The sequence below is a fragment of the Streptomyces sp. NBC_01426 genome (genome assembly GCF_036231985.1).
Classification (GTDB): Bacteria; Actinomycetota; Actinomycetes; order Streptomycetales; family Streptomycetaceae; genus Streptomyces.
Genome location: NZ_CP109500.1, coordinates 7,338,356 through 7,360,259, shown reverse-complemented (window position 1 = coordinate 7,360,259; position 21,904 = coordinate 7,338,356). Strand labels below are relative to the sequence as shown.

The window sequence follows — 21,904 nt, the reverse complement described above, 5'->3', positions numbered from 1 at the left end:
CCCCCGTGGTTCGGCACTGCGCGATTCTTGGGTCGCGGTTGTCCAGACCTTGGAGTGTGGGAGTTCGACCGGGCTTGCTCCGACAACGCTACGCATACATCGAAAGCCGCACCATTGCACCGGTGCACCAACCGATCAACGCGATCTGCGGGCGGTGCACCACTCGTCGCACTCTTGTCTCTCCGGTGCACTCCCTCCGGGTTCGGCCCTTTGGAACTGCACACATCAGGTCACCCTTCGAGGAAATCCGACTTCTTCACTCAGCGATACACGAGCAGCCCCCTCAACTCGATGGTTCCGCACGTCGGACGAATTCGAGGTCGGCTGAGAACAGCGTGCGGCCATGAAAGATGTCATTGCATTATCAGCCATTCATTGGGCAGTTTTCGGCCACTCGGAAGCTTCCCCTGCGCCTCATGACGCCTACTCAGGATCACGGCCCAACCGGGCGGGCGGCTCGAACCAATGCCTGCCGGGCCGGCCGGCCTGGAGGCCGGCGGGACCATCGGCTCAGGCAGCCGTGCACAGCCGGCGCGACGTGTCCGGGATTCCGGGCGCTCCCGTCACGACGTGGAGCGCGAACAGGAGATCGCGCATGCCGTCGAGGGATGAAAGGTCACGGGAAAGGTGCCCTTCCAGTGCCCTGATGTGGGAACGGACCGTCGCCTCCGACACTCCCAGCTCGCGCGCGGTCGGCTCCAGGTGTGCGTCGAAGCTGAGCCAGGCCGTCGCCGTGGTGAGCAGGCCGCGGCGGTCCGCACGGGCAGATCGGAGCAACAGCTCGGCCCAGGCGCGGATCTGGGGACCGTCGAGGAGCCCCCTGAGTGTGGGTTCCCTCGTTTCGAGGTATCCGAAGGAGGGCTCCGGCAGCTCGCGGTGGGTGACGAGTTCGAGCGCCAGGCCGGCCGCGATCCGGTCCGGGAGGGTCGCGAAGTCCATGTTCAGGAGTTCCGCGGCTCGCGCCACGCGCCGGGTGACGGTGTTGCGATGCAGCTCCAGTCGGCGGGCAGCCACCGTGTAGGGGTAGGCGAGGGCGGTGGGGATGGTTTCGCGGAGCAGCTGCCACTGGGTGTCGCTCTGCATGAGGGGATGCAGGAGGCCGCGCGCCCACAGCTGTGCGTCGTGTGCCGGGAGCAGGCTGACCAGGTCGGTGTCCTGCACGGAGAGGGCCACCGAGTCCGGCTGGTGGAGGGCGAACCGCTGGGCGGTGGTCGCCTCGCGAAGTGCGTGGGAGAGCAGGGACAGCGAGTAGACCCCACTACCGCCCAACGAGGCATCGGGTCCGAACGCGGAGACCAGGCGCGTGAGTTCCGCGGCCACTCTGTCATCGGCGTCGCCGGCGCGGACGGGGTGGATCACCAGGACCCGGTCCTGGCGGCGCGTGTCGGCGACGACCAACGCCTGGCCGGACGTGATGGCCTCGCAGCGGCGCACGGCGGCGTCCCGCCGGGTGGGTGCCGTCTCGACGACGAACACGCGGACCGTCTCGGGATCGAGAAGACCCGGCGCCAGATTCCTCATGACCCGGCGCGCTTTGGAGACCTCGCCGTCCAGCAGGAGCTCCACCGCCGCGTTGCGCGCGGCGCGGGACGCGTCCGAGGCCGCCCGGTACTCGCGGTGCGCCTGGTCCACCAGGCCCAACAGTTTGGCGGCGTGGCGCAGCAGCCGCAGGTCGGCCTCGTCGAAGGGGGTGCGCCGAGCTACGGCCAGGACGGTTTCCGCGGCGGAGGACGAGCCGAGCGAGATGAGCTGGGTGTGGGCTCCGGAGTGGCTGTCAGGTGCGTTGCCGTCGACGGACCGACGAATGATGGCTTGTGCGAGCTCCTCGGCGGCGGTGGCCGGTGAAGCCACCAGGACGCGGGCGGGTTCGCTGACCATGACCTGTACGTCGAGGACCCTCGCGAGCCAGTCGGCGATGCGCTGCATGGCTCTCGGGTCGGCGAGCTGGGCCGGTAGTTCCTGTACGAGTGAGGCGAGTTGGGCGGCGCGGCGCTCGGCGAACGTGAGCCGAAGCTGCTGGATGCCGTCATGGATTCCCTGCCACAGTTCGACGGGGGCCGTGGTGACCAGGAGGGGGATGCCCTGTCGCTCGGCCAGTTCCACGGTGGCCGGGGGGAAGGGCTGCCTCGCGCCGGGCGGGGCGCTGACGATCAGGCCGGCACTGCCGTCCCGACTCATGCGGTGCAGGAGCGTTTCCAGCACGGTCGTGATCCGGCCTCGCAGGCGGAAGGGGATCGCGTCGGCGATCAGGACCACGTAGCCACGGGGCAGCGTGGCGGGGGCTCCATCCTCCAGGAGGCTCTCCGGGGTCACGGAGAGAACGCCGGTCACCTCCACCGCCAGGGTGGCAGCGGCACACCGGTTGGCGAATGTCAGTTCGAGTTCGGGTTCACGGGTGGGCATCGTGCCCAGGGTTGGCATCGAACACTCCTCGGAGCAGTCGGGAAGTCGTGGCGTGGGCGCCCTGTGCCGTCGAGGACGGCATGAGCACCCTGGTCACCACCTCATGCCTGCTCCCCCGGGAACGGGCTCCACTTCTCCCGAAGTGAGGGCTCGTACGCCTCGGCGTGCGGGGCGGGTGGAGTCGTCACGCGGCCGGGTCAACGGCCCCGCCGGCTTCCACCCGCCACTGCCGACCACCGTCTCCGCACGCATCTTTCCCCCTCGCAGCGCCACGTACGAAGGCACGAGCCGCATCCGGTGCGGTAATCCGCCTGCCACAGCCCTTCCGCCTCCGCGCCCCGTCACGCCCCGTCAGCCGGTCACCGTGGGACCGTGGCCGACCGAGACCGCTCCGCTTCCCCGTGCCCGCAGGCCTGACGGCCCGCACACCCACCGGTGCACACGGTTGTCTCTTCTCTATCGGGATCCTGCCTTGCGCACCCCACGGTGTCAACTAAAGTACACAGGCATAGGCCCTGACAGAGCGAGAGACCGGTACGTTGTGGTGTGCAGTCATCAGCAGGACGCCCTCCGGGCCGTGAGCGGATCCTGCTGCCTGAGGTGAGCAGCAGCCGTTCGTCGATCGCGGACAAACTCAGGGCGCTCATGGCCGGTCGGCGAGGCCCCAACGGGCGTTCGCACACCTCCCGTTCCTTGTCGGCCTCGGTCGACGCCCTGCCGGGCGAACACCCCTCCGTGTCGTTCGCCGCCGTCGCCAAGATCGCCAACGGATCCCAGGACAACCCGACCGTGGGCACGCTCCTGGCGCTGTGCGAAGCTCTTGGCGTCCCGCCCGCTCACCTGCTCCCTCACGAGGCCTATGACGATCTCGAGGCACTCAAGGCATTCGAGGACCCCCTCGCGCGACAGGTCCTGGCACTTCTGAACGGTCTCCCGGCGAGCGAACTACGGGGCGTCATCACGGACCTGGAAGGGCGACGGGCCCATCTGGGCCTGGAGCAGGTTCCGCGCGGTTCGGCCGAGACGCAGCCGAGCAAGCGCAACAAGCGACGGCGGAAAGCGGACGAGGCCGCAGAGTATGCGGCTGATTCACTGGAAGGGCTGTAGGTAGTGGACGGCATAGTCTTCGGAACCTGCACGGTGGCCGGGTTACTGGTCACCGTGCTCTGTACGCGGAGGGCCCTGGGCAATCCGCGGGTCGCCACATGGGCGATCGCCACGGCGTTCGCGGTGTGCACGCTGGGTGTTCTGTTCGCCGTACCCGTGGTGGCCCGGGCAGCTCAGGACGCCACCGACTTCGCCAACGTCGGCAAACTCATCGCGCACGTCTGCGCGATCCTGTGGTGCGCCGCGCTGCAGATCACGATGGTGGATCTGGCCTACCGGCCCGAGTACGTGAAGTCCGCGATGTTCCAGCGCGGCTTCGCTGCCGTCGTGGAGCTGGCGATCATGGTGCCGCTCTTCCTGGCGACGAACGGTCCGGGCGTCGAGTTCACCACGGCCTACGTCGATGACCCGAAGGTGGCCGCGTACCTGCTTCTCTATCTCTCCTACGTCATGGTCACCTGCGGAGAGCTGGCGTTCATGTGCGGTCGAACGGCGCGACGCAACTGGGGCATCAGGCCCTGGAGCGGCGCCGGGTTCTCCTTGTCCGCCATGGCGGCTGTGCTGGGCCTGGCTTACGCGCTGACCAAGGGGTCCTACATCATCTTCTACACCCTCGACACCCCGTGGTCATTGAAGGCCGAGGAGCTCATCAGCCCCACGCTGAGCGGCCTGGCGGTGATCTTCCTCTTCGCGGGGCTGACGCTGCCGATGGTCGGAGCCCTTCGTGAGCGGCTCCGTCAGAAGCGGGCCCTGACGGAGGGTTAGCCACCGGGCCGGGGCCGTGGGCCGACATCGGCGTCCCGTGATCCGTCCCGCCTCTCCCGCACCCGTGCACCCGGCTTCGCCACCCGGTGTGCACGGGCCCTGCCCTCTCCTCCGCGCCCGGTGTGTCTCAGGCCGAGTCACGTGCCGCTTCGTAGCGGACCGGGAGTTCCTTGAGGCCGCGGGAACGCAGCGACCGGCGCCACTGTGGGGCTGACTCGAGGAGTTCGAGGGTCGGGTAGCGATCCAGGAGGGCGGCCAGGGCGATCTCGGTCTCGACGCGCGCCAAGGGACCGCCGAGGCAGTAGTGGATGCCGTGGCCGAGGGCGAGGTGCCCGGAGGTGTCGCGGTCGAAGTCCAGGGTGTCGGGCTGCGAGAACCGTGCCGGGTCCCGGTTGGCCGCCGACAGCGACAGAAGCACCGTCTCCCCCGCCGGCACCGTGACGCCGGCGATGGTCACGTCCTCGGTCGGGAACCTGCGGATCGCGAGAAGGGCAGGCCCTTCCAGTCGGGCAAGTTCAGCGACCGCGGCCGGCAGGCGCGAAGGGTCGTCGCGCAGCAGAGCCAGATGGTCCGGGTGCCGCAGGAGGGTGTGAATCGCGTTGCCGATCAGATGGGTCGTGTTCTCCATGCCGGCGAAGAGAACGAGGAAGACGACGGACATCAGCTCGTCCTCGCTGAGGCGATCGCCGTCGGTGTCCCGAACGGCGATCAGATCGGAGAGCAGGTCGTCGGCCGGTTGGCGGCGCTTGTGGGCCACGAGCTCGGTGAGGAATCCGAGCATGGCCACCAACGCCGCTTTCACGGCGCCCGGCTGGGCCGGGTCGGGAGCGACCAGCGCTTCCGTCCAGCCGCGGAAGTCCAAGCGGCGGTCCTCGGGAACCCCCAGCAGGTCGCAGATCACGATGGACGGCAGCGAGCCCGCGTACGCGGCCACCAGGTCCGCGCTCCCGGCCGGTCCGAGCTGGTCCAGGAGACGGTCGGCGGTGGTGCGGATGGGTGTCCGCAACTGCTCGACCCGCCGCGAGGTGAAGGCGCGGGCCACGAGCCCGCGCATACGGGTGTGATCCGGCGGGTCCATGTTGAGCAGGTTGGCGTCCAAGGCCGGCGGAAGGGCGAACCCCCGGTAGGCCCCCTCCCGGGCATGGGACTTGTCCAGGGACAGCCTCGGGTCCGCGAGTGCCTCCCGAACATCCTCGTACCGCGTGACCAGCCACGCCGGTGTGCCGTCAGTGCCGGTGATGCGGCACACCGGTGCGGTGTCCCGCAGTCGTTCGTAGACGGAGTACGGGTGCTCGATCAGTTCGCCCTGAAGATCCATGAGGTCAGCCTAGAACGTGCCTGGAACCGCTCGTCGGGCCAGTCCCCGTACGCGATGTTCGGGCCAGTCCCCGTACGCGAAGGCGGTAACTCCGTGGCGGAAGGGTGTTCCAGCCACATACCGTCCGCCCCATGCCTGAGCTACAGCTGCTGCGACCGGATCACGCCCCCGCGCTCCTCGCCTTCGAGCGGGAGAATCGGGCCTACTTCGCGGCATCCATCCCCGACCGGGGCGAGGAGTACTTCGCCCGGTTCGAGGAACGCCATCGTGACCTGCTGGCCGAACAGGAGTCCGGGGACTGCCACTTCCACGTGCTGATCGATGCTGCGGGCGAGGTGCTGGGGCGGGTCAACCTGGTGGACCTGTCAGACGGTGATGCCGAGCTCGGATACCGGATCGCGGAGCGGGCCGCAGGTCGGGGGCTCGCCACCGCGGCGGTGCGCAGGGTGTGCGACCTCGCCGCCGACAGGTACGGGTTGTCCACCCTGCGGGCCGCCACCACCCTCGACAACGCGGCTTCCCGGGCCGTGCTGGGCCGTACGGGGTTCACCGTCACGGGCGAGACGCGGGCGGCTGGTCGCGCCGGTCTGACGTACGTGCGCAGCCTTCGAGACTTCTCCGTTCCCCGTACCGATCTCTGACAGACCCCCCTCGCGCACGCCGTGCCGGCGCCGGTGTGGTGAACCTCTGCCTCGGATGGCGGCGGGGACGAGCGGCAGCGGTGGCAGTCCTCCGAGTCCCGTCCGACACTCGTGGCCGGGGGCGAACACGAGCGAAGGGCAGCAGCCGATGCCGCAAGCCGAGGAGGAAGGCGTCACCGCGCGCCCGATCGGTACGGTGGATCCGCATCGGAGCAGGGCCGGACACCTGCGCGCCGCGATCACGCGAACCAACCTGCTGCCGGCGTTCCTGGTCCTCACCCTCATGACGGTGGCCCTGTGGCTGATGGGCATGCCGTTTCTGCAGGCCCTGACCATCTCCACCGGGGTGAAGATCGCGGTGGCTCTGCTCGAACTCCGTCGCCTGCCCAGCCCTCCCGGCGACTGACGCAGCCCCTCGCGGCACGCCGGGCCGGCCTGATGTCGTCCCATGGCTTCCTCGACGAGCGGATGCAAGATACAGGGAAGCTGCCGGAGGCGGGACTTTCCGTACCGTGCTTTAGCCGAAGTTGCTCAACCAGCTCACTTCCACGGCCGGCAGCACTAGGGTCCACATCGCGCCATGAGTCCCAGCCCTGCCAGAGCCAGTCGTGTCGCACGAGGTGGGCTCCGCGTCCTGGAGCCGCCCCGCACGATCGAGTTCGGACGGCGGTGCGCCGAAGACGACCGCCACACCGGAGACCGCTTCTTCATGCACACTGGATCACCTCCCGCGAGAGCGTCATTCACCGTCCTGGCGCTGGTCGCCGCCGTACTCGCCCTGGTCCTGGGCGGGGCGGGCCCGGCCTCCGCGCATGCCGGCCTCAGTGGCGCCGATCCGGCGGACGGAGCGGTCCTCAAGGCGGCACCGAAGCAGGTCACGCTCACCTTCACCGAGTCGGTCAGCCTCTCCGACGACGCGGTGAGAGTGCTGTCGCCGAAGAACGAGCGGGTGAACCGACCCGCGCGGCTCGTGGACGGCAAGGGGAACAGCGCCCGGGCGGAGCTGTCCGACAAGCTGAGCCAAGGCACCTACACGGTGGCGTGGCGGGTCGTCTCGGCCGACGGGCACCCGATCTCCGGGGCGTTCGTCTTCTCCATCGGCAAGCCGTCCGGGACGGCCGCCGTGGTGGCCGCCGGTTCACCGGACGACACGGCCGCCGGCCGCCTGTACGGCTTCTTCCGCTACGTCGCCTACAGCGGGCTTGCCCTCCTCGTCGGAGCCGTGGCGTTCGTCCTGGTGTGCCTGCCCGGTGCGGGCGCGCATCGCCCGGTGCGCAGAGTGTTGGTGACGGGGTGGGCGGCTCTGGTGGTGTCCGGCGTGGCCCTGTTGCTGCTGCGCGGCCCCTACGAGGCGGCCGGCTCGCTGACGTCGGTGTTCGACCCGTCCCAGCTGGGCCGAACCGTCACCGGGAGACCAGGGATGGCGCTGGTCGCACGGTTGGCGCTCCTCGCGGTGGGCGTTGTGCTGCTGAAGCGGTTCTCCGGACGACCGGACCGGCAGCACGAAGACGCGCGGGAGCCGCGGGAATTCGGTACCGGTGTGCGCCTCGTCGGGGGCGCCTTCGCCCTGAGCCTGGCCCTGACCTGGGCCGCCGCCGAACACGCCTCCGCCGGCATCCAGGTGCCGCTGGCCGTTCCCGTAGCGGTACTGCACCTGCTGGCCATGGGGGTCTGGCTGGGCGGTCTGATCACGCTGCTGGTCGTGTTGCGCCGCCGAGAGCCCGACGCCCTCGACGTCCCGGCTTCCGCGATCGGCCGCTTCTCCGGGTTGGCGTTCATCGCGGTCGCCACGTTGGTCGGCACGGGGGTGTACCAGTCGTGGCGGCAGGTCGGCTCCTGGGAGGCGCTGGCCACCACGTCCTACGGCAGAACCCTCAGCATCAAGATCGCCGCCGTGGTCCTCGTGCTGTGGGTGGCTTCCTTCTCGCGCCGGTGGACGGCACGCCTGGTGCGCGAAGCGCCGCCCGTCACGGGAACCCTGCCCGTGTCCGTGACCGAGCCGGTGAGAGTCGCACAGACGGTCGGTGCTCCGGCCGCTCCGGAGGCAGCGGATCCCGGGGACCGGCCCGTTCCCCCCGCCGGTGGTCAGCCGCCCGTCTCCGAGTCGGACGGATACCGGCGCAGTCTGCGCCGTACGGTCGCCGCCGAAGCCGTACTCGGTGTCGTGGTCCTGCTGATCACCACTGTGCTCACCGGCACGCAGCCCAGCCGCGCCGCCGCCGAGAAGACGTCGGCGGCCACCGTGCAGGAGCCGCAGGCGAAGGTGCTCATGGTGCCGTTCGACATGGGGACGGCGGGCCACCGCGGCACGGTACAGGTCACGCTGGCGCCGGGCCGGGTGGGGGAGAACACGGTGGAAGCCGTCGTGTACACCGCGGACGGGGGCTTGGCGACCGTTCCCGAACTCCGCCTCAGCCTCACGCAGGACGACCTGGACATCGGGCCGCTCGACGCGAAACTGAAGAATCAGAAGGGGTACTGGGCCGCCTACGACCTGCGGCTGCCCGTGCCCGGTGTGTGGACCCTGAACCTGACGGTGCGCACCACCGACATCGACCAGGTCACCGTGCGCCAGACCGTGGACATCACGGCATCACCGTAGGGGCGGCGCCTGCCGCGGTTCAGGGCGCGTCCGCGCCCTGGCCTCAGCGCACCCGGCGCGCGGCGCGCGGCCGAGGAAGGCGCACGGTGTAACCCGTGCGCCGACCCCGGCGGCCTGGGTCAGGCTCGGTTGCGGCGCAGCCACCAGAAGGTGCCGGCAGCGGCGAGCAGTATGCCGGCGGCGATCCCGCCGATGATGGCTCCAGTGCTGCTGCCCGCGTCCTTCCCGCTCGTCGCCTGCGCGCTCGCGGACGCGACGGGTGCGGAGGGAGCCGCCGTGGACGGTTCGGGTGACTGGGCGGCGCTCGGAGTCGGCGAGGCCGACGGGCCGGGGGCGATCGGCTTGGCTCCGGGGGCCGCTGCCTTCAGTTCGAGCAGCGGGGCCGGATTGTCGACCTTCTCACCGTCGGCGGGCACCTCGATCCAACGGGCGATCTTTCCGTCGCCGTAGGTCTCCAGGGTCTTGAACGCCAGGGACTTCTCGTCGGGCAGCTGGCGCACCGTGACGCTGTACTCGGCATCCGTGCCGGTGGGCAGGGCCGCACCGCCGATCGCGTACCCGTCGGGAGTGGCCGTCAGCTTCCACCCGTCGGGGGCTTCCTTCAGCGTCACGGCGTCCGGGGTGATGCCCTTGGGGAGGACGACCCGCAGTTCCGCGATCCCCGCGGTGTCCGACTCCGCCTCGGAGGTGAAGGACAGCGTGACGTTCTCGGCGAGGGCACGCGGGTCGGAGGCCGAGACCTCGGAGTGCGCGGCGGCCGGCCCGGCGGCCACGCCGACGACGACCAACGCGCCGACGGCCGCGAGGCCCAGCCTGCGGAGCTGAGCGCGGGTGTGTGTCTTGTTCATGGTGGAGGAACCCTCTCGGTGCGCGGAGCGGGCCTCACCGTGCAGGTGAACAGCCCGCCGGGATGGGGGGAACGTTTCCCGCGCATCCGGCAGGCGGCCCTCGACGGACCAGCGCATGACAGAGCATCGTCGTCACCGTCAACAGCGCGGCAAGGCCGTTGAGCGGTGTGGGTACCGCCGGCAGGCAGGGCCGTACCCATGGTCGACGGTGGAGACCGAAGGCGGCCGCGGCGGCCGCAACCGCTGCGTGGGCCCACCGGTTCACGGTCTCCGGAAGGCGGCTGAGCGCCTGATCGGCGTGGTACATGAGCAAGGCCATCGCCCATGCGGCCGCGCAATGGGCCGCCGTCATCTCCCACGCGCCGTGGTGTGCCGCGTGCACCGCCTCCGGTACACCCTCGTGAGTCTCCGGGTGACCGGCGGGTGCTGCCCGTGGCACCAAGAGTGCCTGATGCAGGAGGAGTTGAGCGACGCCGGTGGCCGCCACCACCTGCCACCAGGGCCGGGGCCGCCGAACCACAAGCCACGAGAGTCCGAGGACGACCCCCGTTCCGGCCGCCACCCGCTGCCAGGACACCGCCTGTTCCGAGACCGGATGATGGGCCACGACAGCCAGAGCCGTGCTGAGCAGGGTGAACAGGGCAGCCCGCAGGCACCGTCCGCTCCGCCACATGGGCCGCGGACAAGAGCGCGTCCCCGCAAGAGCTCCGATCATGTCGGGCTCATCATCTGCCGCAGTCGCCGTCATCGGGCCTCAACTGTCAATTGTGGAGCAGTTTTCCGAGTCCGGGCGAGGTGGCTCCCCTTGAGCGGATGGGGTCGCCGATCGGCGTCTTGCCGAGCCGCAGACCGCGCCGGTCACGCTCCTGGCCCACAGCAGGTGGTGGACACCTGACGAATCGGGGAAGGCGACCGGGTGCCGGCAAACGGGCCGGCGGACGGACGGACAGACGGACACAGCCGCCGAGCGGCAGACAGGCAGGTATCCCCCGTGCTCATCGATCTCTCCGGCAAGACGGCGCTGGTCACCGGCTCCACCCAGGGCATCGGCGCGGCGATCGCGTCCGGCCTCGCGCAGGCCGGTGCGCGGGTGGCCGTCAACGGCCGCACCGAGAAGTCCGTCGACGAGTCGATGCGCCGCATGAGTGCGGGACGCGGCACGCTGATCGCGGCGCCCGGTGACATCTCGACGGACGAGGGCGCCCAGGCCGTGTTCGACGCGGTCCCGCAGGTCGATGTCCTCGTGAACAACCTCGGGATCTTCGGCTCCCTGCCCGCGCTGGAGATCCCTGACGACGAGTGGCGCCGCTACTTCGACATGAACGTCCTGACGGCGATCCGGATGATCCGGCACTACCTGCCGGGGATGACGGAGCGGTCGTGGGGCCGGATCCAGAACATCGCCAGCGATTCGGCGGTGGTGACCCCGGCCGAGATGATCCACTACGGCATGTCCAAGACGGCCCTCCTCGCCGTCTCGCGGGGCTTCGCCAAGGAGGCCGCCGGGACGGGGGTGACCGTCAACTCCGTGATCGCGGGCCCGACGCACACCGGCGGAGTGGAGGACTTCGTCTACGAGTTGGTGGACCGCGATCTGCCCTGGGACGAGGCGCAGCGGGAGTTCATGCGCACGCACCGCCCGCAGTCGCTGCTCCAGCGCCTGATCGAGCCCGAGGAGATCGCGAACATGGTGGTCTACCTCAGCTCCCCCTTCGCCTCGGCGACCACCGGCGGCGCGCTGCGCGTGGACGGCGGCTACGTGGACTCGATCCTTCCGTAAGGGCTGTCCGGACCGGGAGACGCCGCTCGCCCCGGGGTCAGCCGGCCCAGCGACCGGACAGGAAGGTGACGGCCACCACCACGCCGAGGGGGGCCACGACGTACAGGTACACGGCCTGCACCCGCGGCCGTCGCAGGCTCCACCCGGCCAGGGCGATCCACAGCGGCCACCACAGGAGCGTGGAGCGCGGGATCGACATGTACCAGTACGAGGTGCCCAGCGCCCACAGCGTGAGGGCGATGTAGAGCGCCTCGGGCAGTCGGCGCCGGCGGACCAACTGGACCAGCAGGGCGACGCCGGCCAGGATCGCGAGCAGTTCCGCCTGCCACATCAGCGCGTACCCGGTGGGCTGCGTGTGGTGGAAGGCGGCCTCCCAGGTGTTCGACCAGGCGTCCCAGGGTGTGTGGAAGTCCCGGTACCAGCCGCGTTCCTGAGCGTGCTTCCACGCCATCCAGTCGCCGGTCCGGGCCGACAGGAACCAGCCGTAGAGCACGGGAGCGAGGGCGGGCAGTACCAGCCAGGGAGCCGAGCGCCAGGCTGCCCGGTCCCGAGCGGTCAGCACGAAGTGGAGCGCGAGGGCGGCGGCCAGGAACAGGCCGGTGACCCGCACCGAGCAGGCCAGACAGGTCAGGACCGCGGCCGCGGGCCAGTTCCCGCGCTGCGCCACGAGCCACGCGGGGAGGGCCAGTGCGAGGAACAGGGACTCCGTGTAGCCGGCCGCCAGGAACACGGCGCAGGGCGAGAGCAGGAAGAACACCGCCGTACGCCGGCCCCCTTCCAGGTCGCGCAGCTGGCGGCGGGCGATCCGTGCGAGCGCCAGGACGGCGATGCCTCCCGCGACGAAGGAGATCACCGCCCCGGCCGCGGCCCAGTGGGGGACGATCACGTGGACGGCGCGCAGGGTGAGGGGGAACCCGGGGAAGAAGGCCTCGCGGTTGTCCCAGCCGACCGTCCACGGCCCGGCGCCGTCCGGGAAGTACCCGTCCTGCGCTATGTGGAGGTAGTGCCACCAGTCCCACTGCTGCCAGGGGGAGAGCAGCGAGGGAGGACGCCGGGACTTGTCGTCGGCGGGGAAGAGCCAACCCACGGCTCCGGCGGTGATCCAGATCCCGATGCGGGTGAGGACGTAGAGCCACAGCACCTCGCGGTCGGCGGGGCCGAACCGCGGTCGGCGGGGCATCGGCCGCGACGCGGACCGGGAGGGGGGTGCCACGACGGTGACGGGTCGCGGCGGGGTGGAAACGGACATACGGGTACTCCTGAATCGGCTGAGGGCGCGCCGGATCGCCGGCGGGGGGTGCGCGGCCGGTGGGCGCCGGTGTCCCCGGACCACCGGGGCGGGGTGGGGTGGTAGGGCCGGGCCGGGCCCGGGTCAACGGGTGGCGGTCGAGGAGGGCTCCCCCGTCGGTCCCCCGGTCGGAGGGGGCACGGTCGCGTTGGGCAGCGCGGGCTCGGTGGTGCGGGCGGTGGGCGGAGGGCTCGACAGCGGGAACGTGGTGGCCGACGAACTCGGTCGGGAGGTGGGTGTCGAGGATGGGGGCGGCGCCGATGAGGGGGACGGGGATCGCAGGGGCGACGGGGTGGTCGCCGGCAGGTTCCCGCTCCCCCCTTCGGGCAGCAGCCCGGCCACAGCGGCACCGGAACCGGCGACGACGAGGCAGGCCGCGACGGCGAGTCCGGTGATCCGGCGCCGCCGGGCCCGCTCGCCGCGCCGGGCGATGACCGAGACGGGGGCGAGGGCGGTCCCCTGTTGTCCGGCGGAGGCCGCCTCCTGGAACATCGACCGCAGGGGATCGTTCGAATCAGGCATCGGGAGCCTCCTCAATGCGGGGGTCCTGCAGATGGCGGGCGAGGGTGGCGCGGCCCCGGGACAGGTGGGTCTTGACCGTGCTGGCGGACAGTGAGGCCTCGGCGGCGATCTGCTCGACCGTCAGGTCGCACACGTAGTGCAGGACCATCGTCCGGCGCTGTTTCGACGGCAGGTGGCGCAGAGCCTCCACGAGGGCCACCGCCTCGGGCCCCGGACCGTCCACGTGGCCGGCGGGGGCGGTGCGCTCCCAGGCGTCGGCGGTACGCCGCCGGCCGCGCCAACGGCTCACCGCGAGCCGCCAGGCGACGGTGCGGATCCAGGCTTCGGGTCGCCCTTCACGGTCCAGCTGCCGCCGTCGGCCCCACCCCTTCACGAACGCTTCCTGCACCACGTCCTGCGCCTCGTGGTGGTCGCCGAGCATCACGTACAGCTGTCCTGTCAGCCGTCCCGCCGCCTCCGCGTAGAACTCTTCGAACTCCTCGACCGTCAAGAATCACTCCCGCATTCACTCCCGCGTCCATGTCCCTCCCACCGGGGATACGCCCGCCGGACCACATCCGGTCTACACCGGACGCCGAGCAGTCTTGTGAGTGGCGTCACACGAGCCCTTGGGGACACGCGGCCGGACGGGCGTCCTCGCCCGCTCGGCAGAGCGCGAGGCGAAACGGGCGCGGTGAACCGGGCGCGGCGGAGCGGGCGCGGCGGAGCGGGCCGGACGCGCGAGCGGGACGCGTTCGCCTCGCCGGGCGGCCGGGGAGGATGCATGCGGCGAGTGCGCGGGCGGTCCCGCGCGGGACCGCTGCGATCAGGAGGGGACCATGACCCACGAGACCGAGACCGAGATCGAGGCCAACGCCGGGGCAGGGTCGCAGGCGCGGACCGACACCGGCGCCGGCAGGACGTACGCCTCCCACTACGCCGATGTGCACCTGTTGGTGCGCGACGGGGAGAGGCTGCTCATGGGGCGACGCCGGCACGACCAGCCCGTCTTCCCGGGGGCCTTCCAGGTGCCCGCCGGGCTGATGGAGAAGGGGGCGCCGGCGCGCGGTGAATCCTGTCGTGAACTGCTGGAGGAGGTGGGCCTCACCACTGAGCCCGACGACCTCCGGTTCGTCCACCTGATGCACCACGTGTCGATCTACAACGGTCACGCCCGCATCGCGTTCTTCTTCGAGGTGGACCGGTGGACGGGTACGGTCGGCAACCCCGAGCCGGACAAGTGCGAGGGCTGGGCCTGGTACGCGTGCGGCTCACTGCCCGAGCCGATGCCCGACTATCTGCGGACGGCCCTGCGGTACATCGCCCGGGGCGTCCCCTACAGCGAGTACCGGTGGCCCGCGACCGGCCAGGCCGTCCCGTGTCCGGAGCGCTGAGCTGGCTACGAGTTCCCGACGGGGTCATCCCGGGGGCCGGCACGAGCGCTCCCGTCCGCACGTGGCCCTTGCTTGACCTTGACACGGTGACAAGGCCTTCACTGTTCGCCATGGAGGTGGTCTCGATGACGATCACAGGGCAGGACACGGATGCGAAACGAGCGCTTCAGGCGCTGGAGGACGATCGGTCGTCCGTGCGGCTGCGGGCCGCTCTGGCGGTGGGCACGGCGCCCGACCCGCGCTTCGTGGAGCCGCTGGTCGAACGTTGCGCGATCGAGACCGACTTCTTCGTCCGCGACATGTTGACCTGGGCGCTCACCCGCCATCCCGTGGCCATGACGCTCCCCCGGCTGGTTCGCGAAGTCCGCTCGGGGCGGGGGCAGGCGCGGAGCCAGGCGCTGCACACGCTGTCCAAGATCGGGGATCGGCAGGCGTGGCCGGCGATCACCCGGACGCTGTTGTCCGACGCCGACGACGACGTGGCGCGGAGCGCTTGGCGGACCGCGGTCGTGCTCGTGCCGGAAGGCGAGGAGGCGGGCTTGGCCGAGGTGCTGGCGACGCAGCTCGGGCGTGGTGAGCGGGAGACGCAGTTGAGCCTCAGCCGGGCGCTGGTCGCGCTGGGTGAAGCCATCGTGCCGGCCCTGCGTGCTGCGACCATGGTCCCCGACCCGCGCGTGCGCGTGCACGCGCTCGCCACAGAGCGGTTGTGGCACGACCCGGACGCCGGGTTCGAGTTCGCGGTCGAGGAGGCGAAGCGCGTCGTGGCTCTCGGCGGGTCCGGTCAGGAGGGACGGTAGGGCGTGTTGATCGGTGAGGTGGCGCGGCGGTCCGGGGTCAGTGCCCGCATGCTCCGGCATTACGAGTCGCTCGGTCTGGTACGTCCTTCGGGTCGTTCGGGATCGGGTTACAGGGAGTACTCCGGGGAGGATGTCCGGCGGATCTTCCACATCGAGAGCCTGCGGTCGCTCGGGATGTCGCTGCGCGAGATCGGGCGCGCTCTCGATGATCCCGGCTTCACGCCCTCGGTGCTCGTCGGTGACCTCATCGCGCAGACACGCGAACGCATCGCGGCCGAGACCGAGCTGCTCACGCGGCTGCGTCGGATCGATGCCGCGGACCCCACCGGCTGGGAGGACGTCCTCCAGGCCGTCGCGCTCCTCCAGGCACTGGGGTCGACGAGCGCGGGCGCGCGCCAACGCGCGGCCCTGTCCTCGGCCAACGAAACCTCGCCACCGGTGGAGGCCCTGGTCGAGGCGGCCCTGCGCGAGAGCGACCCGAACGTCGCCGGCGCCCTTCGATGGGCGCTGGCGCGCTCGGGAGACGGCGGGCCGGCGTTGTTGGCGGAGGGACTCGACTCACCGGTGGCGGCGGTGCGCGAACGCGCCGTCCAGTCCCTGGCGGAGCTTCCCGGCGACGAGGCCACCGCGCATCTGCGGCGGGCTCTCGTTCACCGCGACGTCGTGGTCCGCGGCCGTGCGGCCCTGGCACTCGGGGCACGTGGCGTGGGCGACGCGGCACCGATCCTCATCGAGATGATCGTGGACGGAAGGAACGACACCGACGCGGCCGACGCGTTGAGCGTGCTGGCGAGCGACACCGCGACGGCGGATCGGATCGCCGCGGGCCTCGTCGAACGCCTCGTGCTCGACACCACGCGAGCACCCGCGCGAGGGCGGCTGACCCAGGCGTTGGCGGACATCCCGGGGCCCGGGGCGTCACGTGCCCTGGTGGAGCTGGCGGAAGACGAGGACCGCGCCGTGGCACTGACCGCCTTGTACCTTCTCCGGCTGCGCGAAGCCCGGTGACGTGTCCTTCCCGGAGCGCCGGGGGCGGTGGTGGTGGCGAGGCCCGACCGGGTTGACGGCCGGGACCGCGGGGGCGGGTCCCTCAGGGTTGGGTACCGCCCCTTTCCGCGTGGTGCACGAGCCGGGAGAGTTCCGTCCGTGAGCGCACTCCCAGCAGGGCGAAGACATTGCGCAGGTGGTGGTCGACGGTGCGGGGGCTGACCGAGAGGGTCAGCGCCACCTCGCGGTTGGTGGCGCCCTCGGCGACACTGCGTGCGATGCGCAGTTGCTGCGGTGTCAGCCGGGTCAGGCCGCCCGCCGGTACGGGGGCGGAGGCGTCACCGGTGGCCCGCAGCTCGGCACGGGTCTGCTCGGCCCATGCCGGGGCCCCGCAGCGCTCGAAGGCGACCAGCGCGTCCCGCAGCCGGTTCTTCGCCTCCGCGGGACGGCGTCGGCGGCGCAGCCACTTTCCGTACAGCAGCTGGGTGCGGGCCCGCTCGAAGTCGCCGTGCGCCGTGTCGTGCCGGGTGAGGGCCAGGGCGTAGAGGGCGTCGGCGGTGTCGTCCGGCGGGGCGACCAGGGCGCGGCACCGGGCCAGTTGCGCCGGTGCCTGCGGGTCGACGCCCTGGGCGGCCCAGAGGGCGAACTCCTCGACGGCCGCCCTGGCTTCGGTCGTGGCCCCGGACAGCACGGCGGCCTCGACGAAGCAGGGCAGGGCGAGCATGCGCACGGCGAAGTGGCCGCGTCCGGGCCCCGGTCGGGTCAGGGGGCCGAGCCGGGCGGCGGCCTCGAAGGGCCTGCCGCGGCACAGGTCCGCGCGCGCGGAGGCCCATTCGGCGAGGGTGACGGTCTGGAGGAGGCCGTGTGGGCGGGCGATCTCCACGGCGGCGCCGGCGTGTGCGGCGACGGCGGCCGCGTCGTCCTCGACCGAGGCGACCAGGGCGAGGATGGCGTGTTGACCGGCGGCGACGTTGCGCTGGCCGGCCCGGTGGGCGGCGCGGAGGCCTTCCTGCGCGTGGGTCCTGGCGCCCGCGTGCCGGCCGGCGCGCAGTTCGGCGTACGCGAGGTGTTCGAGGATCCGGGGGGTGAGGGCGGCCAGCCCTCTGGCTCGCGAGACGGCCAGGGCCCGGGCGTTGGCCCGACACGCTGCCGGGATGTCGCCGAGCACCAGCGCGGCCACGCCGGCCCGCAGCAGACGGGTGGGGTCGTCGTCGTGGAGCGCCCGGTCGACCACCCGGCGCAGCGGTGGCGCGGCCTCGGTCAGGTGTCCGTCGAGCGCGGTGCGCAGTCCCGTTCTGTAGTCGCGCCGGGGATCGTGCGGGGGCGCAGGGGGCGGGGCCTGCGGGTCCGACCGCATGTGCGTCCCGTGCCGGGCCGGGGCGTACGGGGCCGGCGCGGGCGGTGCCTCGGCAGCGGCGGGGTCGTCGGGGGGAGCCGGGAGGGGTGTCTCGGCGAGGGCGGAGAGGCAGGCGTCGGCGTCGCCCGCGGCCCACGCCGCGTCCATCGCTTCCATCCTGGCTTCCAGGGCGGCTTCCGCGTCGAACGGGCCGAGCCGCTCCGCGGCCATGAGCAGCGCCTGGTAGGCGTCCCCGACCGGTCCGTCCCCGAGGGCGAGGCTGCCCCGGACGAGTTCCGTGCGCCCGTGGACCGTGTCGGGGGACGCGCCGTCCCGGGTGGCCGCCAGCAGTCGGCGCGCCCTGCGGGGGTGTCCCGCGAGGCGGGCGTACTCCGCCGCGGCGGTCAGCCGTGCGGTACGGGCATCCTCGTGGGCGGTGAGTTCGGCGGCGCGGGAGAGGGCGGCCGAGCGTTCCATCCCGGACGTCGGCGTGCCGGGAGCGGCCGCCGCGACGAGGTCGGCGGCGAGAGGGGTGTCGGGGCCTTGCGCGGCCAGGGCGAGGTGGAGCAGGTGGCGCAGTCGGTACCGGTCGGCGTCGATGACGGTGGCGAGCAGCGCGTGGGCGGCCCGGCGCTGCGAGGACGGCACGCCGGTGTAGGCGGTCCGGCGGAGCAGGGAGCTGCCGAACGTGACGCGGTGGCCGTCGTGGTGTACCAGTCGCGCCGTCTCGGCGGGGTCCAGTGCGGCGGGGTCCAGCCCGGCCTCGCGGGCGGCGCGCAGGATCAGGGAGGCGTCCGCGCCGGCCGATTCGGGGTCGGGTTCGTGTGCGGCGGCCGCCAGGAGCAGGAGTTGTCGCGTGGAGGCCGGCAGGGGGGCGAGGCGGCTGCCGAAGGTGGCCCACAGGGCGGCGCCGTCCACGAGGGGGCGGGGCAGCGGTCGGTGGCCGCCGAGTTCGTCCGGGGTGAGGCGCTGCGCGAGGGCCGCGAGGACGGCGGGGTTCCCTTCGGCTTCGGACAGCAACTCCGACCGTACGGACGTGTCCACGACCGCACCGGCGAGGTCGTGCAGCAGGGCGGTCGCCGCGCTGTCGTCGAGGGGGCCGAGTCGGACCAGGGGCAGTCCCGTGAAGTCGGGATCGTCCGCCCGGTGTTCCGTCATCGTGAGCAGGAGGCCGATCGGGCGGTCCGGGTCGGGGTGCCGCGCTGCCGAGCCGAGGACGGCTCGTGAGGGCGCGTCCCACAGGTGTACGTCGTCCACGCAGACGAGCAGGGGTTCGCCTCCGGGGGCGTACTGCCGCAGCAGTTCGGGCAGGTCGGCCGCCGACAGGCCCCGTCCGAATCCGGATCGTGGCGGCGCCGCGCCCCTCCCCTCGGCTGCCGCGCACAGCAGCGCGTGGATGCCGCCGTAGGGGCGGGGGTTGCCCGGGAGGGGTCGGGGGCGCAGCACGGGTCCGAGCGTGAACGCGTGAGCGGCAAGGGCCAGAAGAGCGCTCCGGCCCCGTCCCGGCTCCGCGGCGAGGAGCAGTGTCCCGCCGCGTCGGGACCGGAGTTGGTCCGACAGGGCTTCCACTGCTGCCGTTTCGGTCGTCCGGCCGTATATCCGGCAAGGACTTCCCACGGTCGTCTGTCCGGTCACGCCGGTGAGGTTACCGCCGTGTAAACAGTGGCGGAAGCCTGGACGCAGCCGGTGGAGGCCCGAGGGGGCACTGCCTCCACCGGCCGGGGGTGGTTCAGGAGGTGTGGGGGCAGTTGCCCCTGTACTCCTCGATGGTCGGGCCGGGGCTCGGCAGCGGGCAGAGGAACTGTTCGTAGCGGGTGTCGTTGTCGATGAACCGCTTCAACCACGCGACGCTGTACTTGGCGATGGGGGTGTTGGAGGTGTTCGGGGTGAAGTGCGTGGCGTTGTCGAGTTCCACGTACGCCTTGTCGAGCGAGCCGGGCAGGCTCGTGTAGAAGGGTTCCGAGTGCGTGAGCACCGGTGCGATGGTGTCGCCGTCGGCCCCGACGACCAGGGTCGGTGTCTGGATCTCGGGCCAGGACTTGTCGAGGTTCCAGCCGGTGAGCGCGACGGCCGCTTGCAGGGAGGGACGGGCCTTGGCGGCCTCCAGCGTTCCGCCGCCGCCCATGGAGTGGCCCATCACCCCGAGTCGGCTGCTGTCGATCCTGGCGCGGACGGCGCTGCGCTGTGTCAAGTAGTCGAGGGCAGACAGCAGTTGCCGCCCTCTGCTGTCGGGCTGGTCGAGGGTGGTCAGCGTGTCGATGGTCATGACGACGAAGCCCTGGGAGGCCAGTCGCGGGCCGAGCCAGGCCATGGACGACTGGGTGGCGGTGTAGCCGGGTGAGATGGCCACGGCGCCGAAGGTGCCGTCACCGGTGGTGGTGGGGTAGTAGATGGTGCCGCCGCCGAAGCCCGTGACGCCCAGGGAGGAGACGCTGGTCTGGGACACCGCGTAGGGCCCGCGGACGGCCTCGATGCTCGACGTGGTCGGTGCGGGGCCCCGCTCGTACGGATTGGCCGCGGCCTGTGCCCCGGATGCCGTGAACGTGGCGAGTCCGCCGATGGTCACGAGAGCGGCCAGGGCGGACAGGAGCGGCCTGAGGCGCGTCCTCCCGACGCCGGTGGGGTCGGCGGACCGGCCCTTCGTGGCGGCGGCGTCGCCGGGGCGGGGTCGGGGTGCGTTCTCGGTGTGTTGCTGCTGCACGACGGAGTCGTCCTCTCGGTCGTGGCGGAACCCGCCCGCCGGTACCCGGCGATGCGCCGAAGGGGGTGGGTCCGCCGCTTTCGCTGGCGGGACCACTGTCAGGGCGCGCCCGGGAGGCGCACATCGGTGGAATCACCGGTCTCGGCGGCGGGTGCGGTCAGCCGCCCGACAGGCGGTACGCGTCCCGCGCCAGGGTCAGCGCGATCAGGTCGCGGGGGCGGGAGAGCGATTTCGACGTCAAGTGCTCCAGTCGGCGCAGGCGGTTGAAGACCGTGTTGCGGTGGCAGTAGAGGCGGCTCGCCGCACGACCCGCCGAGCCCTCCGCCGCCAGCCAGGCGTCGAGGGTCTCCAGCAGCATCGACCGGTCCGCCGGGTCCAGGTCCAGCAGGGGGCCGAGCACCGCCTGGACCAGTTCCGCCGCGAGTTCGGGCTGGCGCACCACCAGCGCCGTGGGCAGCCGGTCGGCCAGTCGGACCAGCGTCCGCTCTTCCTGCCCGCAGGTCCGCAGCGCCGTTTCGGCCAGTCTTCGGGCCCGGCCCAGTTCGGCCAGTCCGTCCACCGCCGGGCTGATGCCGCCCGGCCCCGGACAGCGGTCCGCGAGTTCCGCCGCGAGGTCGGCCGGCGAGGAGTCGCCCAACGCCACCACGGCCAACTCCCGTTCCGTACGCATCCGCCAGAACAGGCGCATCCCGCCCGCCGCCGCCACCCGGTGCACCGAGTCTCCCCGGTCCGCCGGCAGCACCACCACGGCGTAGCGCCCGTGCTCCGGCAGGTCCAGGGCGAGCGCCACCTGGGCGGCCAGGGCCGGGGCGGTGTCCCCCTCCAGCAGCGCGTCCAGCAGGGCCTGTACGCGCTCGTCGCTGCGCCTGCGCATCTCCACTTCCGCGGTGCGGTACGCCTCGGCGGTCGCGGTCGCCTGCTGCTCGATCCCCGCCCACATGGCCCCGGCCGCGCGGGCCAGTACCGGCAGGGCCTCCGGCTCCTTCTCGGTGACGGTGTCCAGCAGCGCGTCCCAGGTGAGGCGCCCGGCCCTGCGGTACGCGTAGAGCAGCAGGTCCAGCGGCAGACCCTGTTCGGCCCGGCGGCGGCCCAGCTCCTCGGCGTACACGAGGTCCTTGCGCGGGGCGGACCGTCGTGCGGCGAAGGCCTCGATCCCGTAGTGCATGGCCTCGCTGACCTGCTGCCAGTGCTCGTCCCGCGGAACGGCCAGGTCGAACAGGGGCGAGTGCCTCGCCAGGTCCTCGATCAGTTGGTCGGTGAGTCCGGGGATGTCGGCGATCAGTACGTCCGCCGCCGACAGCAGGACCGACCATTCCTCTTCCGTGCGTGTTCTGCGTCCACCCATGGCCGCCGAGGATGTCACCCGCCCCCGCCGCCGTCAGGGGCGCGCGCGGCAGGTCTGTGCGGGTGCACAACGCGCTCCGATTCCGGCTGGT

The 21,904-nt window shown here is 71.9% G+C and carries 18 protein-coding genes; 9 read left to right on the top strand and 9 right to left on the bottom strand.

What is annotated here, in order from left to right; translation table 11 throughout:
• Window positions 1–510: 510 nt before the first annotated feature.
• Window positions 511–2,421 (bottom strand): helix-turn-helix domain-containing protein, encoded by a 1,911-nt coding sequence (locus OG906_RS32985; protein ID WP_329447691.1) that lies wholly within the window; start codon window positions 2,419–2,421, stop codon window positions 511–513.
• 582 nt (window positions 2,422–3,003) lie between these two features.
• Between OG906_RS32985 and OG906_RS32980 the strand changes: the two genes are divergently transcribed.
• Window positions 3,004–3,510: a helix-turn-helix domain-containing protein gene (locus tag OG906_RS32980; RefSeq protein ID WP_329447690.1), complete on the top strand. Its 507-nt coding sequence runs from the start codon at window positions 3,004–3,006 to the stop codon at window positions 3,508–3,510.
• A 3-nt stretch (window positions 3,511–3,513) separates the two neighbouring features.
• Window positions 3,514–4,275: a hypothetical protein gene (locus OG906_RS32975; RefSeq protein ID WP_329447689.1), complete on the top strand. Its 762-nt coding sequence runs from the start codon at window positions 3,514–3,516 to the stop codon at window positions 4,273–4,275.
• Between the two features lie 127 nt (window positions 4,276–4,402).
• On the opposite strand, the gene OG906_RS32970 is transcribed toward OG906_RS32975, so the two are convergent.
• On the bottom strand, window positions 4,403–5,593 hold the full coding sequence (locus OG906_RS32970; protein ID WP_329447688.1) for a cytochrome P450 family protein: 1,191 nt from the start codon (window positions 5,591–5,593) through the stop codon (window positions 4,403–4,405).
• Window positions 5,594–5,724: 131 nt separating this feature from the next.
• Here OG906_RS32970 and OG906_RS32965 point away from each other — a divergent pair, with 131 nt between their 5' ends.
• The 3 genes from OG906_RS32965 to OG906_RS32955 all read left to right on the top strand — a co-directional run bounded on the left by OG906_RS32965 (window position 5,725) and on the right by OG906_RS32955 (window position 8,836).
• The gene (locus OG906_RS32965; RefSeq protein WP_329447687.1) at window positions 5,725–6,234 is read left to right on the top strand and encodes a GNAT family N-acetyltransferase; all 510 of its coding nucleotides are present in this window, start codon (window positions 5,725–5,727) and stop codon (window positions 6,232–6,234) included.
• A gap of 148 nt (window positions 6,235–6,382) precedes the next feature.
• Complete coding sequence (locus tag OG906_RS32960; RefSeq protein WP_329447686.1) at window positions 6,383–6,640, top strand: hypothetical protein; 258 nt, start codon at window positions 6,383–6,385, stop codon at window positions 6,638–6,640.
• A 303-nt stretch (window positions 6,641–6,943) separates the two neighbouring features.
• Window positions 6,944–8,836 (top strand): copper resistance CopC/CopD family protein, encoded by a 1,893-nt coding sequence (locus OG906_RS32955; protein WP_329447685.1) that lies wholly within the window; start codon window positions 6,944–6,946, stop codon window positions 8,834–8,836.
• A 119-nt stretch (window positions 8,837–8,955) separates the two neighbouring features.
• Here the strand turns inward: OG906_RS32955 and OG906_RS32950 are convergent, their stop codons facing one another.
• Window positions 8,956–9,684, bottom strand: coding sequence for a DUF1775 domain-containing protein (locus tag OG906_RS32950; protein ID WP_329447684.1), 729 nt, complete (start codon window positions 9,682–9,684; stop codon window positions 8,956–8,958).
• Window positions 9,685–10,675: 991 nt separating this feature from the next.
• Between OG906_RS32950 and OG906_RS32945 the strand changes: the two genes are divergently transcribed.
• On the top strand, window positions 10,676–11,464 hold the full coding sequence (locus tag OG906_RS32945; protein WP_329447683.1) for an SDR family NAD(P)-dependent oxidoreductase: 789 nt from the start codon (window positions 10,676–10,678) through the stop codon (window positions 11,462–11,464).
• A 37-nt stretch (window positions 11,465–11,501) separates the two neighbouring features.
• Here the strand turns inward: OG906_RS32945 and OG906_RS32940 are convergent, their stop codons facing one another.
• From OG906_RS32940 to OG906_RS32930, 3 genes are all read right to left on the bottom strand, one after another.
• On the bottom strand, window positions 11,502–12,713 hold the full coding sequence (locus OG906_RS32940) for a mannosyltransferase family protein (protein WP_443067434.1): 1,212 nt from the start codon (window positions 12,711–12,713) through the stop codon (window positions 11,502–11,504).
• A 123-nt stretch (window positions 12,714–12,836) separates the two neighbouring features.
• Window positions 12,837–13,274, bottom strand: coding sequence for a hypothetical protein (locus OG906_RS32935; RefSeq protein ID WP_329447682.1), 438 nt, complete (start codon window positions 13,272–13,274; stop codon window positions 12,837–12,839).
• Entirely contained in the window at window positions 13,267–13,764 is a 498-nt protein-coding gene (locus OG906_RS32930) for an RNA polymerase sigma factor (RefSeq protein WP_329447681.1), read from the bottom strand. Before OG906_RS32930 ends, OG906_RS32935 begins: the two co-directional genes overlap by 8 nt.
• Before the next feature lie 328 nt (window positions 13,765–14,092).
• Here OG906_RS32930 and OG906_RS32925 point away from each other — a divergent pair, with 328 nt between their 5' ends.
• The 3 genes from OG906_RS32925 (at window position 14,093) to OG906_RS32915 (ending at window position 16,452) form a co-directional block, all read left to right on the top strand.
• Window positions 14,093–14,647, top strand: a complete 555-nt coding sequence (locus tag OG906_RS32925) for an NUDIX domain-containing protein (protein WP_329447680.1) — start codon at window positions 14,093–14,095, stop codon at window positions 14,645–14,647.
• Window positions 14,648–14,772: 125 nt separating this feature from the next.
• Window positions 14,773–15,444, top strand: coding sequence for a HEAT repeat domain-containing protein (locus OG906_RS32920; protein WP_329448196.1), 672 nt, complete (start codon window positions 14,773–14,775; stop codon window positions 15,442–15,444).
• 3 nt (window positions 15,445–15,447) lie between these two features.
• A complete protein-coding gene (locus OG906_RS32915; protein WP_329447679.1) occupies window positions 15,448–16,452 on the top strand; it encodes a MerR family transcriptional regulator in 1,005 nt (334 codons plus the stop codon).
• Between the two features lie 82 nt (window positions 16,453–16,534).
• Here OG906_RS32915 and OG906_RS32910 read toward each other — a convergent pair whose 3' ends face one another.
• The 3 genes from OG906_RS32910 to OG906_RS32900 form a co-directional block, all read right to left on the bottom strand.
• A complete protein-coding gene (locus tag OG906_RS32910) occupies window positions 16,535–19,402 on the bottom strand; it encodes a LuxR C-terminal-related transcriptional regulator (protein WP_443067433.1) in 2,868 nt (955 codons plus the stop codon).
• Between the two features lie 94 nt (window positions 19,403–19,496).
• On the bottom strand, window positions 19,497–20,354 hold the full coding sequence (bdeA, locus tag OG906_RS32905; RefSeq protein WP_329448194.1) for a bis(hydroxyethyl) terephthalate hydrolase: 858 nt from the start codon (window positions 20,352–20,354) through the stop codon (window positions 19,497–19,499).
• Window positions 20,355–20,625: 271 nt separating this feature from the next.
• Window positions 20,626–21,813 carry a PucR family transcriptional regulator gene (locus OG906_RS32900; protein WP_329447678.1) on the bottom strand — a complete coding sequence of 396 codons (1,188 nt, stop codon included), beginning with the start codon at window positions 21,811–21,813 and terminating at the stop codon, window positions 20,626–20,628.
• Window positions 21,814–21,904 lie beyond the last annotated feature (91 nt).

Excerpts from the sequence above, each read along its gene's own strand:
- OG906_RS32935 (WP_329447682.1), bottom strand. The coding sequence starts at position 13,274 with ATGCCTGATTCGAACGATCCCCTGCGGTCGATGTTCCAGGAGGCGGCC.
- OG906_RS32925 (WP_329447680.1), top strand. The coding sequence starts at position 14,093 with ATGACCCACGAGACCGAGACCGAGATCGAGGCCAACGCCGGGGCAGGG.
- OG906_RS32920 (WP_329448196.1), top strand. The coding sequence starts at position 14,773 with ATGACGATCACAGGGCAGGACACGGATGCGAAACGAGCGCTTCAGGCG.
- OG906_RS32900 (WP_329447678.1), bottom strand. The coding sequence starts at position 21,813 with ATGGGTGGACGCAGAACACGCACGGAAGAGGAATGGTCGGTCCTGCTG.
- OG906_RS32950 (WP_329447684.1), bottom strand. The coding sequence starts at position 9,684 with ATGAACAAGACACACACCCGCGCTCAGCTCCGCAGGCTGGGCCTCGCG.
- OG906_RS32940 (WP_443067434.1), bottom strand. The coding sequence starts at position 12,713 with ATGTCCGTTTCCACCCCGCCGCGACCCGTCACCGTCGTGGCACCCCCC.
- OG906_RS32985 (WP_329447691.1), bottom strand. The coding sequence starts at position 2,421 with ATGCCAACCCTGGGCACGATGCCCACCCGTGAACCCGAACTCGAACTG.
- OG906_RS32965 (WP_329447687.1), top strand. The coding sequence starts at position 5,725 with ATGCCTGAGCTACAGCTGCTGCGACCGGATCACGCCCCCGCGCTCCTC.
- OG906_RS32955 (WP_329447685.1), top strand. The coding sequence starts at position 6,944 with ATGCACACTGGATCACCTCCCGCGAGAGCGTCATTCACCGTCCTGGCG.
- OG906_RS32960 (WP_329447686.1), top strand. The coding sequence starts at position 6,383 with ATGCCGCAAGCCGAGGAGGAAGGCGTCACCGCGCGCCCGATCGGTACG.
- OG906_RS32970 (WP_329447688.1), bottom strand. The coding sequence starts at position 5,593 with ATGGATCTTCAGGGCGAACTGATCGAGCACCCGTACTCCGTCTACGAA.